The sequence below is a fragment of the Prochlorococcus sp. MIT 1201 genome (assembly GCF_047303415.1).
GTDB lineage: Bacteria > Cyanobacteriota > Cyanobacteriia > PCC-6307 > Cyanobiaceae > Prochlorococcus > Prochlorococcus marinus_D.
Window position 1 is genome coordinate 1,735,356 of sequence record NZ_CP138947.1, and the last position, 15,664, is coordinate 1,751,019.

The 15,664-nt window shown below is 44.7% G+C and carries 9 protein-coding genes and 1 pseudogene; 7 read left to right on the forward strand and 3 right to left on the reverse strand.

Translation table 11 applies throughout. The annotated features are described in order from the left end of the window. Position 1: 1 nt before the first annotated feature. A complete protein-coding gene (gene moeB / locus SIB41_RS08420) occupies positions 2 to 1,165 on the reverse strand; it encodes a molybdopterin-synthase adenylyltransferase MoeB (protein WP_413358179.1) in 1,164 nt (387 codons plus the stop codon). Positions 1,166 to 1,546: 381 nt separating this feature from the next. On the opposite strand from moeB, the gene SIB41_RS08425 reads away from it, so the two are divergent. Next, a complete protein-coding gene (locus SIB41_RS08425) occupies positions 1,547 to 3,892 on the forward strand; it encodes a glycosyltransferase (protein ID WP_413358181.1) in 2,346 nt (781 codons plus the stop codon). 85 nt (positions 3,893 to 3,977) lie between these two features. On the opposite strand, the pseudogene SIB41_RS08430 reads toward SIB41_RS08425, so the two are convergent. After that, positions 3,978 to 4,185: pseudogene (locus SIB41_RS08430) on the reverse strand (carbamoyl-phosphate synthase); the annotation flags it as partial. Positions 4,186 to 4,446: 261 nt separating this feature from the next. Here SIB41_RS08430 and SIB41_RS08435 point away from each other — a divergent pair. Then, a complete protein-coding gene (locus SIB41_RS08435) occupies positions 4,447 to 4,605 on the forward strand; it encodes a hypothetical protein (protein ID WP_413358183.1) in 159 nt (52 codons plus the stop codon). Between the two features lie 3 nt (positions 4,606 to 4,608). Here the strand turns inward: SIB41_RS08435 and SIB41_RS08440 are convergent, their stop codons facing one another. Continuing rightward, positions 4,609 to 5,088: a hypothetical protein gene (locus SIB41_RS08440; protein WP_413358185.1), complete on the reverse strand. Its 480-nt coding sequence runs from the start codon at positions 5,086 to 5,088 to the stop codon at positions 4,609 to 4,611. Here SIB41_RS08440 and SIB41_RS08445 point away from each other — a divergent pair. The 5 genes from SIB41_RS08445 (at position 5,071) to SIB41_RS08465 (ending at position 15,505) form a co-directional block, all read left to right on the forward strand. Continuing rightward, entirely contained in the window at positions 5,071 to 5,373 is a 303-nt protein-coding gene (locus tag SIB41_RS08445; protein WP_413358187.1) for a hypothetical protein, read from the forward strand. The genes SIB41_RS08440 and SIB41_RS08445 overlap by 18 nt on opposite strands. Before the next feature lie 133 nt (positions 5,374 to 5,506). Further along, positions 5,507 to 5,671 carry a hypothetical protein gene (locus SIB41_RS08450; RefSeq protein WP_413358189.1) on the forward strand — a complete coding sequence of 55 codons (165 nt, stop codon included), beginning with the start codon at positions 5,507 to 5,509 and terminating at the stop codon, positions 5,669 to 5,671. A 1,142-nt stretch (positions 5,672 to 6,813) separates the two neighbouring features. Further along, positions 6,814 to 11,202: a matrixin family metalloprotease gene (locus SIB41_RS08455; RefSeq protein WP_413358191.1), complete on the forward strand. Its 4,389-nt coding sequence runs from the start codon at positions 6,814 to 6,816 to the stop codon at positions 11,200 to 11,202. A gap of 245 nt (positions 11,203 to 11,447) precedes the next feature. Continuing rightward, positions 11,448 to 11,657, forward strand: a complete 210-nt coding sequence (locus SIB41_RS08460) for a hypothetical protein (RefSeq protein ID WP_413358193.1) — start codon at positions 11,448 to 11,450, stop codon at positions 11,655 to 11,657. Continuing rightward, a complete protein-coding gene (locus SIB41_RS08465; protein ID WP_413358195.1) occupies positions 11,570 to 15,505 on the forward strand; it encodes a hypothetical protein in 3,936 nt (1,311 codons plus the stop codon). The genes SIB41_RS08460 and SIB41_RS08465 overlap by 88 nt, the downstream gene beginning before the upstream one ends. Positions 15,506 to 15,664 lie beyond the last annotated feature (159 nt).

Genomic DNA, 15,664 nt, shown 5'->3' on the forward strand with positions numbered 1-15,664 from the left:
CTCAGTAACGCTGCACCGAGGGGTCAACCTCCTGGCTCCAAGCGTCGATTCCACCTGCCACATTGATGCCCTCAATGCCAGCACGCTTGAGAGCAATGAGAGCCTTGGCGCTTCGCCCCCCCAGCTTGCAGTGAACATAAAGTCGCTTCCCCTTAAGCAAATGGCGCAATTGCTCGAGAGCACTCCCGCTCTCAATCTGATCAAGGGGTATCAGCACAGAGCCGGCAATCGTGGCAATTTCTGCTTCCTTGGGAGTGCGCACATCAAGGAGCAAGATGTCATCTGCAGCGCTGTCTAACAGCGCTTTGAACTCGCTGACAGTAATACTCGCCACCGCGCCTGCCTCCGGGGCAATGTCGCCCATTCCACAAAAATCCTGATAGTCAATCAGCCTATCGATGACAGGGCGCTCGGGGCTAGTGCGCAACTTAAGCTCGCGGAAGCCCATCTTGAGAGCATCGAATAACAGAAGCCTGCCGCTGAGGCTGGTCCCGACCCCGATGATGATCTTCACCGTTTCGATGGCCTGAATCAGGCCGATGATCCCAGGCAACACGCCAACGACACCACCTTCTGCGCAGGAAGGAACCATCTCTGCAGGTGGCGGTTCTGGGAACAGATCGCGGTAGTTAGGGCTGTCTCGAGTGAGATTAAAAACAGAAGCCTGCCCTTCAAACCTGAAGACTGCACCGTAGATATTGGGTTTACCCAGTATCACGCAAGCGTCGTTGACCAAATAGCGAGTGGGGAAGTTGTCAGTGCCATCGCAAACGATGTCATAAGGGCGAATGATCTCGAGCGCGTTCTCGCTAGTGAGGGCGATCTCGTAGAGATCCACCTGGCAATGAGGATTGATCTCATGGATGCGAGCCTTTGCCGACTCGATCTTCGGTTTGCCAAGCCAACTTGTGCCGTGAATCACCTGACGCTGCAGGTTGCTGTGATCTACCACATCAAAATCAACGATACCCAGACGCCCTACACCAGCAGCTGCTAGGTAGAGCAACATCGGAGAACCAAGACCACCGACGCCGACACAGAGCACCGAAGCAGCCTTGAGGCGCTTTTGTCCTACTAGGCCCACCTCAGGAAGAGTCAGGTGCCTTGAAAAGCGTGCGATCTCATCGGGTAAGAGCTCAACAGCACTGATATCAAGAGGAAGCATGGCGGCTGGCGCGTTGGACTAAGCGAATCGGGCTTCCTACTCTCCCAAAGCTTCGAAGCAAACCAAAGCCCATTACTGCTGGTTGATGAACTCAACCACAACCTGAATCATCAACTGCCAGCTCTAGAGACAGTTGTGCAAATTTTGCAAGAGAAACCTACCGAAATCGAGCCAATCATCAAAGGCCGATGCAAAACCAACCTAGTTATTTCGATCTCGCCTACGCTCAACTCGAAATGGTTTTCCATAACCACTATGCCAAGCAGGGCGTAGATCTCAAGCGCGGCGTGAACTTCTGATCAGCCACTCAAATGGATCAAGCAATAACTAGTACAACACGAAGGCCCCAAAAGCGACCATGCCAGAAAGAGGTGAGATCGTTTGAAAACTCAATCCAACTCGTCAACCAATCATCCAATCAGTGTATGCGTTGGTATTTCTGTTTTTGACACTCCCCTAATTTGGCTACAGGAAGCCATTGATTCCGTAAGAGCACAAGACTTTCAAGACTGGGAGCTGTTAATTCGCCCAGATGGGCCCGAGGCGATCACAATACAATGCCAAGAATGGCTCAACAAAATTGCCAAAGAAGAACCAAGACTGAGATTACTAGCTAATAATCAACAGCTAGGAATCTATGGCAGCTACCAGCTTCTATTTAGCAAAAGCTCTTCTAACTATTTCGTACAACTGGATGCTGACGATAAACTTGACCCTTTGGCATTGGGTAAGGCTATTGCATTGCTAGACAAGAGTCCAAAAAGCCCATTTCTCTATAGTCAGTGCTGGTTGATGGAGCCAAATGGATCAAAATATGCTCTCGACCAACGTGCTCTTCGACCATGGAGGCAGAACAATGATCTTGTTCAGTTTATTCCTTTCCATATGCGAATGATCAGGCGATCAGCATATTTAAAAGTGGGCGGATATCTAAGCTCTTCATTTGTAGGAGATTACGATTTATGCCTAAAGCTTTCAGAACTCGGACCTCCTATCTATCTCCCAGAACCTCTCTATAGTTATCGAGTTCATCGTAATAGCGCCTCGCAGACAAAGCGTAGACACCAACATAGTCAAACTGTTAACGCCGCAAGAAATGCCATCAAAAGACGAGGAATGGCTCCAACATATAATTTAATCCACTCACCATGTTCAGGCATAATCACCCTGACTAATGTCCATGATGGGCCGTGGGTCATTGCAGGAATGCATCGCAGTGGAACCTCTTTGCTGGCGCGAATGCTTAGCAAGTTGGGCATCATTATGGGGAAGTCTTTAATTCCTAAAGACGCTGAAAATCCTGAGGGATATGAAGAAGATGCAAACTTTGTACAACTGCACCGCGAATGGTTTCATTCAAGTTTAATAGATAGTTCTTATGGATTTGCTGATTGGGGTTGGACACCAGAGAGATGTATTGACGGCTCTGAAAAAGCTTACTGGAGGGAAAAGGCTTCAAAGCTTTTAGCTGAGCGCGAATCGGACGCGAAAAATCAACAATGGGGATGGAAAGATCCACGCACCACATTACTACTCCCATTCTGGCATCAACTAAAACCAAATATGAGAACGATAGGGATCTATCGTTCACCATGGGACCTTAGTGATGCGCTACAGCGCCGCCAAAATTCGTTACTGAGAATGCAACCAGAAATGATACTATCCCTCTGGTCACTTTACAACGAAAGACTTGTCACACACATAGAAAAATTTAGTACTGAATGCATACTTTTAAATGCCCAATCACTAAAGAAGCATACAAATAAACTAGTCGAACTTCTGATTGAACGATGGGATTGGAAGCCAGACCACCAAACCATCCAAGCAGATCTCAACGAACTCGTCGATCCCAATAGGATGCCAAGCATTCCATTAGGTGATCCAATTGAAGATCTTTATCGATTAGCGTTCCCTGAACTGATGAAGATCTGGGACAGACTACAGACCATCGCCGATTTACCAGCATTAAGCGAAAATAACACCAATATTGCTGCAGAAAAAAAGCACAAGCAAACAAATAAAAAGCCAGACATCAGCGTGATCATTCCTACATTCAATCCCTGCCATTTTCTTCTTGAAGCAATCGCCAGCGTTAAGAGATATCAATCCGAAGATAGTGAAGTAGAAGTTATTGTTGTTGACGATGGATCTACGAAGTCGTCTTCACGGCAGATCCTGCAAAGACTTAAACAAAGTGGCTACAGAATACTTAGCATAGAACATTCTGGGCTTGCTGCCGCACGTAACCATGGCATTAATGCTGCAAATTCCGAATTAATTATTCCACTAGATGATGACAACCGTTTGCTATCCCCTTACCTGCAAGATTGCCTATCTATCATCCGACAGAATCCTGACATGGAGATGATCTTTGGAGACAGGCTCGATTTTGGTGCTCGCACTCAACATTTCAAACCAGGCATTCTTAATGCCAAGCAATTAGTAAAAGCCAATCGCATTGATGCTTGCACATTAATGAAACGCTCTTTATGGAAAAAATGTGGCGGTTATGACGAGAACCTCAAAGCCTTAGAAGACTGGGACCTGTGGTTAACAGGTATGCAAATAGGCATGAGAGCGATATATCACCCCAAACCCTGCTTTGAATATCGAGTTAGAGAGAATTCAATGCTGCAATGCCATCTAGCTAATAAAAATGAGCATCACAAAACAATTCACTATTTGCGAACCAAGCATGGCCTACCCATTGAGGCTCTTATCCAATAAATATTATGGCTTATTGGCATAAATCTGTTCATTCATGCAGAACATCATCCCTCCTAGCAAGATCAACTCGGCAATTAAACCATCTAATTCTGCTCTCTCCATCACGGTCAGCGAAGTTGGCGTGGCTAGAGCATCGATAAACCAAACGCTGTTATCACCAACAGCAATCGATAGGGAAGCACCAATGCCGGCTTGATAGGTGTGCCTGCTCCTTGCAGTGCGCCTTGCAAATCCCAGTTGAACTGCACTGCCTGTTTGAAGTTGATCTCGATCACGTCTAGATCTGCTGCACTGCGAAATCATTTACTGTTGCTTCTTCTACAGTAAAAAGCCCCGCCAAGTTGCGGGGCTTTTTACTTATATGTTTTCTTCCCCTGGGGCGGTGACGACTTTTTTGTTCTCATCCTTCACCGCTACCCATAGATTCACTCAACTTCCTGGCAAGCGCATTGAGCTAGCTCAATGCCATCAGTGAGCTTGAGCACGCGCTCATAGAAAAGATGGGTTTGCTCTGTAAGACAAGCAAGCAAAAGGCATGAACAAGGGCACGCCTGTTGGATACCCTCAAATCCACGACGTATTTTCAGGGTTTTGATGACCTCAAACTGATGGAATGCAACAAGGCAATCAACAGCCAAATCAGACGCAGATCTGTTGTTAACGATCACTTGCGGCAACGTCTTGACGCAGGCCTAGCTGTAGCAACTATTTGATGATTAAGGGCAACGTTGCTTCAAGGCCCCAATCAAACGGGGCACAGCATCCTTTTGGCCTTGAATAAAAAACGCTTCCTGCTCCAGGGCCCGGTTTCCATGGTGATAATTGCGTATCAAAATTGCGCTGATTTCCCTTTCTACCACTGGATTCAAGCTCACAGTCCAGCCCAGAGGCGTGAGCATCCCGGAAGGACAGCTCTGGATGGCATGCACCGCTTCATGCAAAAAGGTTGGACGAGAAATCTCTAGAGGAAAGGTGAGTGGTGAGATCCAGAGAGTTTTGCTCTTGCTTTGATACAGCCCATAGCTCGAACGCACTGGTGGAAGGGCAATGCGAATGGTGAAGCCTTTGGCCTGGAGAGCACTCACCAAAGGATGCAGATCCGCCGGCAGGGTGGAAAGCGGTTTAGGTGCCAGCGTTGATGCAACGATCAGACCTAGCAGGAGGCTTGATCGATACTCGTGATTCAGCTTTTGCATTGGCTAAAGCTCCAATCCATTGATCATCTCGCTGAAAAGCTAAAACCATGGCAAAGAACATTCGCAAAGCTGCTGATCAGCGCAGAAGTGCAATGGTCAGTGGCACTGGCCTATCAATGCATACGAAAAGGCAACGTAGAGCCAAAGACCAAAGAACAGATCTTGACACTCACAAGCCATTCCTCTGTTGATGGTGTGGTTGATGCCAGTGTGGCTAGTGCTGTTGATGCCAACTCTGATCACCAGATCTCAATAGCAGATTTGGCAGTATTGGATGCCAATTAGTCAAAACTCTGCTCCAACAGCTAAGCGATGGGGCCAATCACAGGCACCAATAGCACAGAATCAAGCTTTAACAAAGCCAATCAAGTGTGGTGGCAGGAACCTTGGTCATCAGGGCAGAACAGGCAATGTAGCCTTGGCTAAAAGGCGGTGTAAAGATCAAAAGACTTTAGAAGCAGGCAATGAAGTCGGTCAATCAGTTAAATCACCAGGGGCTATTGATGTGATCGGCGCTGATGGCAATAGCGACAGGCGCGATAACGACATTACTGGCGGAAATTCCAAGAATGCTAATCACTAACGAGTTTAACCTCTCTTGGAATGAGTGAAATCCATATACTTCTAATGCTTATACTCGTGCAAATCTTAATAAATACTCCAAGTGATTTTCCAAGACAGTCATAAGAGTATTCAACAAAAAGTCACCTCCCTGCCTATTAGCCACAAGGTGCAAGTCTCTGTAACATAAATACTGCCCATATAAGTCAGGGCCTTAATAAAATGCTTTTACTGGAATAGTGCATGCATTTTGGTGCAGTCGGTATCACCTTGAGCTCAATATTCAAATCAAAGCCAGTAGATTTTACAGATACTATTTATAAGCCTTGGATTCCAATTAACTCGATTCACGTATACAAAAACCAACTCATACCTTGCATTGATGAGTTTTTATGGCAGCATCTATGACTTAGGAGCTTACTAAAGCTAAAAGTTTTAAAGACTTACTGCTCTTATTTTTGCGAGTTAAACCATTTTTAGAAAGCAGAGGGATTATGTCTCACTTGTATTTAAGCCTAAGGGGCCCTCCTTCGCAAAGGGAGCGGTCTGCCATTGAGCCGAAAAGCGATGTGGCAATATGTTTGATTGGAAATTCTTAAAACCATTGCGCTGCAATGCAGATGCCTATCAATAGGGCGTTTGACGCTTGTGCTGATTGCTGAGCGGCTAAGCAAATTTCCTCTGAGAGACTGAAGACAGGTCGCGTATTTAGCTGAACATCATCCAATCACTACAGAGTGCTGCTGAATCGACTCAAGCGAGCACTAGGCAATCGACATGCCGCTTACCTAGTAATATATTACTGTAAAGAAGAGCGCGAGTCTGGTAACTGTCTAGGAGGAGGCAAAAAGCCTATAGAGACAAGTATTTTGAGCAGTAAAAAGCTCTGCGCATCAGCTGGTGAATGGAGTAGGATTGTGAATAGGAAGATCTGTGGGGAAGGGGAATGATTGATTTGAATCAACAACTCAACTCTTCTACTTCCTTGTCTTTGAGGGATCCATGCTCTAGTCAGTGGCTATTCGGCTTGTTCGTCGTAGCAGATGGATCGATCAATTTTCAGCCAAGCTCAGGTTTGACTAATTTCTCTTGGCTTGAAGTTGTTTTCACTAGAGCTTCATTCATGCTGATTGTTCAAGTCCCACAGTTTGGGGGGCTTAGCATATGGCAGTAGACACACTTAATGCTGAAATTACCAATAGAAACTTAGCGGGAAATAGCGATGAGGTAAGCAACAGAGACAGGTTGTCACTGGCATTGGCATTGGCATATAACCCCTCTGACTGGCAAATACTTAATTCAGATACAACATGGGATGACGATCCCAATACTACAAAGGCTGATAATCCCTATATATCAGGCCTTATGCATGGCGTGAAGTGGGCGACAACATCTGATCCAAGCGTTGATAGTGACACACATCAATTCAAATACTATTTCGCACAAGAAGGTGATCAAATTAAATACACTTCTATAAAAGATGGGAGTCCGACAGAAGATACGATACTCGCCTTAAACCCAAATAACGCAGAAAAGAATGCAGCTATCAGTGCAATGAACACCTATGCAAGTATTGGTAATATACATTTTAGCAAAACGCAAAATCTTGAAGAGTCAGATATTAGCTGGATTTTTGTTACCGACGAGGAAGCCACAAAAGTTACTGGTCTAGAAAATACATTGGGATTTGCGTGGATGCCTGGCGGGTTAAATTCTGGTCAAACATCGATCAACAGTGAAATAAATCTAGGCAGCAATGCAGATGCACAACAACCTGGAAGCTATTACTACCTGACATACATACACGAACTAGGCCATACACTTGGCCTAAAGCACCCGCACGAAGAGTTTACTTATAACGAAACCACTTACCCTACCTTCCCAGGAGTTGAACATGACTCTCCAAACCAAGGAGGAGACAATGGCCTAAATGCAACTCCTTGGACAGTAATGACATATAACACGCTTAATGCCAACGATTACTCTCCATCATATAACGTACGATATACATCATCCAATGACGCTGTCTATGACGGCTTCATGACCGGGTTAGGCGCATTTGACATTGCAGCAATCCAATACCTTTACGGGCCAAATGATACGCATTCTCCAGGAGATGACACTTATCCACTCGACCATGAACTCAATGGATTTAAGTCAATTTGGGATTCATCAGGCATCGATACAATTGATGGCTCAGGCTCTTCTAGCTCAGTAACAATTGATTTACGCAATGCAACGCTCGCTAATTCCGACGGAGGCGGTGGCTTTATATCTCAAGTCAACGGAGAATTCAAAGGTTATACGATTGCTTATAACTCGATTCAGGATGATTTAAACGCTGATGTAATCATTGAAAATGCAACAGGGTCTGACCATTCAGATTCGCTCAGAGGTAATAGTAGCAATAACAAGCTTGATGGCCTAGCAGGGTTTGACACGGCACGCTTCAGTGGGCCAAAAGATGAATACCAGCTATCACTTAATAGCAATACAGAAGGTTTTGAAGTTGCTGATAATATTTTATCCCGTGATGGAACAGATCAACTCTTCAATATTGAGAGAATAAATTTCAATGGTGCAACCTATGATTTTCCAACAGATATCTCCATCTCATCGACAAGCTTTGCCGAAAAGTTAGCACCTGGCACTACAATCGCGACCTTTTCAGCAACCGATCCAGATTCAACCAATGGATTTCTTTTCTCTCTAGCACCTGGCGCAGGCAGTGAAGACAATTCATTCTTTGGCATCAACGAAGACCAATTAATTATTAATGATTCAGCTGATTATCAGCAAAAAAACCTTTATTCATTAAGACTTAAAGCGGCTGATAATGATGGCCTCGAGATTGCAAAGTCGTTTGCGCTAAATGTTATCGATATCAAAGAAGCTCCTACAGATATCACACTATCAGCCACAAGCTTTAATGAAAACCTAGCTCCAGGTACAGCAATTGCTGACATCTCAGCAATTGATCCAGATTCTAGTAATGGCCACATTTTTTCTCTAATCCCAGGAGCAGGTAGCGACGATAATTCATTCTTTAGCATCAATGAAAAGCAACTGATTAGCAATTACTCAGCAGATTACGAAAATAAAACCAATTACTCAATCACCCTAGAAGCGGCAGACACAGATGGCATGACATTTGCTAAATCGTTTACGCTGAATGTCAATGATGTTGAAGAGACATACCTCACCAACTCGGTCGAACAAATTGAAGAGGGTAATCTTCTTACCACAACAGCCCATACCAAGCATATTGATACAGGCACCGAACTTTACTGGGCTCTCTATGGTGAAGGAATCAATAAACTAGACTTCCTTAATAACAAGATTACCGGGTCAGGAATAACTGATGCAGAAGGAAAATTTTCGTTCACTTCAGAGATCAGAAATGATCAAACCAAAGAAGGCCCGGAGACTTTAGAGATCAAGCTGTTCTCTGATGATTTACGCAGCGATCAAGTTGGCAATACAGCCTCTGTAGAAATCAAAGACACCTCCAGGTCAAGGGAATACGTTAGCCGTGGAGATTCGGCCTATGTGATTGTTGATGGGCCAACTTGGGAAGAAGCAGAAGCTAATGCTCAAAGTATTGGTGGGCATCTGGCTTCTATAAACTCTGAAGAGGAAAACGACTTAATCACAGCGCTGCTAGGAAACTACAATATTTACAACAGTGCTTTTATAGGTTTTAAAGATGGACAATGGGTTGATGGAAGTGATATCACATTCAACAATTTCCATCCTGCAATAAAAGCTGACCCAACCTCCTATTTCCAACAATATAAATATGCGGAGATTTGGGCGCCAAGTGCAGAAGGAATAGCCGAAGATTGGCAAGTTAACGTAAAGGCAGGAGTATGGAATACAGCACTTGACAAACAAGGTGAAAGAAACCAAAAGGGCATAGCTGAAATATCCCTAACCAGAAGCAATCAGAATATTGCCAATCAATGGGCTCCTAATCCACAAGCCACAGCAGATAGCGACCTTGAACTTGGCTATAGCCTTCACTCAATCAATGGCACTGATACTCAAACTGATCTCAAGCAACTGGCAGTGCTTGGTGATTCGGTTGATTGGCAAGACACCTATCGCCTGGACATCACAGCAAAGAGCCTTGCAGAAGGCTATGACTTAGAAACAGCTGATATCACGATCAACTTTGATCCCTATCTCTTTAATGAGATCAAAGCCTCTGATATCACCATTGGCGGGCAGCTACCCATCGCCAATGCGGTACGCATCGATAATGATGTGGGAACAATCCGGATTGCTGCTGCAAGTCTTGGAGATCTAGATCCAGGAGATCTCTATGGAAACCATATAGCCGATGCCGGATCGCGTATTGGCGCGGATGGTGCTGTTTTGGCATCGATTGACCTGGACTTCAATGAGTTCCGCCTCGATACGCTCACGCAAAATTCAGATGGCAGTATCGATGATCCAAGCACGCCGCTGTTCTTTGGCTTGAGTGCCAATCAAGATGAAACAGTATTTTCTAAGGATCTCACCGATGCTGCAGGGTTAAGCAATCGCGAGATCAAGAGCTTGCGGGATCTCGGTGGTGATTTAGCTGTAGAAGGAACCAAAGTCACCCTGTATGAGGCAACAATCAATCTAGAAGAACAAGGCGATGGCTTGATCTTAAGTAGTGATCTTGATATTGGATCTTATAATTCAAAACAAACAAATTTGGTACGATCAGGTGACACGATTACAGCCACAAGCGAATGGACAAACGTCGGTAATATCAAAGCCACAGATATAGCGATTACGGGAGTTGCCAATGACAATGCAAGTTTAACGAGCTCTGGTTTCTATATCAGTTCACCTGACGACAGTCAAACATCAACAAACCTCGAGAGTGGCAGCTTTGTTGATGGCGCATTTGTACAAGCAGGTCAAGAAACAGCGCAACTGGTTGCCGATATCGAGATCACAGGTGCAGCAGGCAATGTTGTTGATCTCAGCCAAGGCATCCTCAGCCTTAAAGCAACAGGCTCAGACGTCTTTGAAAATCAAAAGGGCTCCAAAAACCTAATCACCTTCCAAGGCGATCTCAATTACGACGGCCGCGTTTCAATGAAAGATCTGGCCTATCTCAATGCTGGTGCTGCAAGACAACAACAAGCCAGTGAGGATCCCGATGCAGTGGATGCCAATAATGATGGCTTTGTTGATGCCAGTGTGGCGCGAGGAGTGGATGCCAACTTTGATGGCCAGATCTCGATGGCAGATTTAGCTGTCTTGGATGCCGATTGGGGCCAAAGCCTGCATCAAGCAGCGAATGGAACAGAATCAAGCTTTACCGGTTCTGATCAAATCTCCTGGGATCAACTCGATAGTCAGGGCCTAACAGGCGAAGCGACCTGGGATAACCAAGCCTTTAAAGATCAAAACGCTGTAGAAGCTGGCAATGACTTTGTTGAATCACTCGAATCACCAGCGGCTGTGGGTGTAATCGGCGCTGATGGCAATGAAACAGCCAATGACGGCGGCATTAACGGCGACTACTTCCAGGACCCTCCGCTCTCAGCCTGAGTAGTACAAATACCCTAAAAGGCAGGCTTTTGATTTGACCAGCAGCCTGGGCACAAGCCTGTCAGGACAAGGGCTCTAGCGACATTAAAATTAGTAAACCTATGGGGATATGGGATCAAACTAGGACTTGCGAGCTATATTAGATATAGATATAAGACTAAGCGGGAGAACTGGTATGCCACATGACGAACCCGGAGAAGCTCCCCAGTACGACCAGAACGGCGTCCTGATTCCGCCTGGCTGGGATGCAACTAGTGGTACTGGGTATGGCAGCCCTACTGGTACTGGGTATGGCAGCCCTAGCATGGGAGATGGATCAGGTGGATATGGCACGGGAAGTGGAGAAGGTGGACATGGCAGCCCTACCATGGGAGATGGATCAGGTGGATATGGCACGGGAAGTGGAGAAGGTGGAGGGAATTCAGGAGCATTTGGCTGGGGCTATCAAGGAGTAAATAACAACTGGGTAGACTTACAGAGTCAGATAGACACATCAAGCTCAGTAACAAAAACCGTTAAAAGTGTTAGCGAATTACATGATATTATACGAGATACAAAATTTGAAGCAGTAGGAAATTTTGCCGATCAGGGCATAACTGAGATTGATGCAAAGGCAAGATGGAGTCTTTACTACAGCCCTCTAGACGCGGACAAAGACCCAACATTTACCGTTTTAAATAACTGGTCATCCGTGGGGGTAAATGGGCGCTGGAATGCAAATGATGGAGATACCTTTACTACGAACGAAGCAGGTGAGTCGGTTGCTGAAATCAATATCTCAAGCAGCAGCCTTGTAAGAAAAATAAGTGATTTCGTGTCAGATAATTCTGACAAGAATTTTCCTTCAAATAGCATCTTATATAACAGCCATTTCTTTGATGGCAATGGGGACTTTGCCCGTGCTGAAGAAGGTGAGATTTGTCTTACTTTATCGCCTACGGAGTTCAGGTACAGAGAATCGAAAAGCTTTGACCCCAATAATCCATACAGTTCTGATGAGATAAGAATCCTCAATAATCCTTCACTCGATCCATATCGTAGCTCCATCAGTTCTGAAGAAGCGAGAACTCTAACCCCAGATATAAAGATTTCATTTGACAGCGCATTTTGGAAAGACCTTAAAGACATTGCCCTTGAGAGCAATCCAGACTCTGGTGGGCAGATCGTGGGCCCAGAGGACCTCTCAGCTAATTGGGCAGATGCATCTCTAGAAGCAACAGGAATTAGCACTGATGATCAGGGGGTCAGAGTAATTGATATAGGAGCCATTCATAATGGCGCTGAAACGCTAAAGGATTTCAGCCAAAGCCTAGAAACTGCACTTGCCTTCGATCTTAATCTTGATAACGTCAGGAGGCGAGGAGACGCAATCTTTACCGCTGATTTTACATCTCAATATGGTGATGATGTAACACTTTCTATTGGAAACCATGAAAAATCATGGACAACGACCCCAGGCTGGCCGACTAGAGAGACTGCCGTTAATTCAATATTGACTGACGGTCAATGGACCGGAACTAGCTTCGAATTTGAACTGAATGACAGTAGTAAAACCTCATGGTTCATAAAAAATGTTGGCGACGCGCATAAAGATCTTCCGACCAGTAACAACACAGGCGAAATACTATGGACTCTAAAAGATATCGAATTCCGAGGAACTGAGTTATGGCCCCGAACAGGCTTGAATGAAGACTACGATAATATGCTTGATACTAGCAGTTTAAATTTTCAGTTTAAAACAAAGCTTGATTCCAGCTTATTTGATAGTGACGAGAGTTTTAATGAAGCATCCGGCATCTCCCAGGCTGAAGGAGTTCTAGATACGAGTGCAGCAAAAGGTATTGACTTCGACTTACTCAAGACTGAAGATTTCCTAGACAAACTCAGTTTAAATATTGACAAAGGCTATGCAGGCAGCAAATTACTCGGTCTCAACAAATCTATCTCTTCGACAATATCTTTCGATGTATATGACGAAGACAACAAGTTAGAAGGTGTTGAATTACGATTAGGGTATGACAGAGAAGATGGCCGATTCGAACTTCAGAGTACTGATTTCAAAAATATCAAGAGAAAAATCTATGAATACAATCCCGAACTCAGATCCAACGACACCTCTATTGAGGATCTTAATGCAAGGGATATCACTCTTAAATTAAAGGAAGATGACGCCGTTTCTATTTATATGAGCCAAGCCACCTATGACCCCAATGGTGTTTTTTCAGAGGTCAGGCTTTCTAGGGATGGAAATGAACTGACAGATGCTAAGGAATACACTAATTATTGGACGGAGGCAGTAACTTCGACGCCAGATTTTGATTACTGGGGATACTCAACTAGTGGTGGGTGGGGATACGATCAGAACTGGAATTGGGTAGAACTAACTGAAACAACTTATGAACAGCGTTCCGAGACATACCTTGATAAAACCAGCACCGGTGAATTTGAAGCTTTCTCCGACAATGGAGGCAGTTGGGCTCCAGAAATATATGACAACATTGGTGAAATTAAACTTACAAATCTTTGGTCAGCTCCCGAAGCTTTGCAAATTTCCTCTATCCAGGCGAAGAGTTCAGCTATCTCTGGAGAAGGTGGAGAATGGTCAGGATCTACAAACGGAGAAGCCGTAAAATTTGGTTACAACGTATTCGCCAAAGATGTATCAACTGATTATGACCCTCAAGCCTATATCGACCCAACTAAAGCTCTGAAGCAAATCGGTGTTCTAGGGCAAGATACAGACTTTCAAAATGATATCTATGGTAAAGAATACACACTACAGATTACAGCTCAAGCATTAGGAGGCTTCGATTTAGAAGGAGCAGATATCACGATCGGCTATGACTCGAGAATATTTAATGATATCCAGGCCAGTGACATCACTATTGGCGCAGAAATGCCAATAGCAAATGCTGTTCTTATTGATAAAGGAACAAATGGAGAGGGAACAATCCGAATAGCAGCAAGTAGTCTGTCGGAAATGCTGACAGGAGGAGATGGCATCCCTTCTACTATTGCTGATGGTGTTCTCGCCACGATTAATCTAAACTTTGACGAAACGCAAATTGAGACCTTAGGGAGAGACAATGCAACAGGTCAGCTGGTAGCTAATCCACTTGAGTTTACGATTAGTGCAAATAGTGACGAAACGATCCTCTCAAAATCTGCTGTAGATTCAAACGGCTTTGTTAATAAGAATATTCAGAGCTTGAGAGATCTTGGTGATGTAGCAGGAAGCAAAGTTGCAGTAAGCGGTGATGCCGTCACACTCTTTGAAGCTGCAGTGAATCTGGGCCAGACTTCTGGGATCGTTATGGGAACTCAGCGAACAATAGGTTCGGATGCAGCATTCACAAACCTCGTTCGTTCAGGCGATACTATTGAAACCGTAAATGAGTGGAAGAATGTAGGCAATATGACCGCCAATAACATAATCATTAGTGGAATTAAGGATTCAGATAATAACCAGACAAATGCATATGCTGAGTTGGTTGAGGATGCAACAAGAAGTTATTTTATCAATGATGATGCAACTAAGCTGAACAACATGGTTGGTGGATCATTCATTGATGGAGAATATATTGCCACTGCTGCTGAAAGTGGCAAAGTTCATGCTGCTATCAAAATTACCGGCGCTGCAGGAAATGTTGTTGATCTCAGTGATGGTATTTATCAGATTAAGGCCGATGGCGGTGCAGCACAATTTAATACTGGCCAAGGTTCTAAAAACCTAATTACTTTTGCAGGCGATCTCAATTACGACGGTCGCGTGTCAATGAAAGATATAGCCTATCTCAATGCTGGCGCAGCGCGTCAAACAAGTGGAACCACTGAGACATTAGTAACAGATAGTGATGGAGTCGCAACAACTGTTTCGACAGTTAATGAAGGCGCACGAGCTCTCGATGTGGACGCCAATTTTGATGGCACAATCAGCATGCTTGATCTGGAGGCCATTGATGCTGATTGGGGTAAATCACTGCATGATGCTTCCGAGTCGTTTACTGGGAAAAGCAGTGATTTCACCTGGGCTGATCTTGATCAACAGTTTTATGATCATGATGGCGATGCCGGAACCGATGGCCTAGCCGCAGGTGAATGGGACAACAAAGCATTCAAGGATGCCAATACTCTTGAATTCGCTGCCGATTCAGATTACGTAGCACCTCTAGATGTAGGAGCAGGCGCCGCAGGCGATGCAGTCGGAGGCAATGGGCCAACAGAGGTTCAAGGTGGTCTAGCAGCAACCTCAACAACAGATGATATTGCAGGTGATTTCTTCCAAGACCCTAGCTCCACCTAGCTGAGTTTATTTTCCCCAGACAAAACCTTAAAAGCCATCAATTCACTCATATTTAACATTAAACCAAATGGAACCTTTGATATGCAAACCTCAAAACAAAACCAAGATTTTTCCATTACTCCTTCTTGGATATTGTCTTTATATAAGCTAGAAATTACT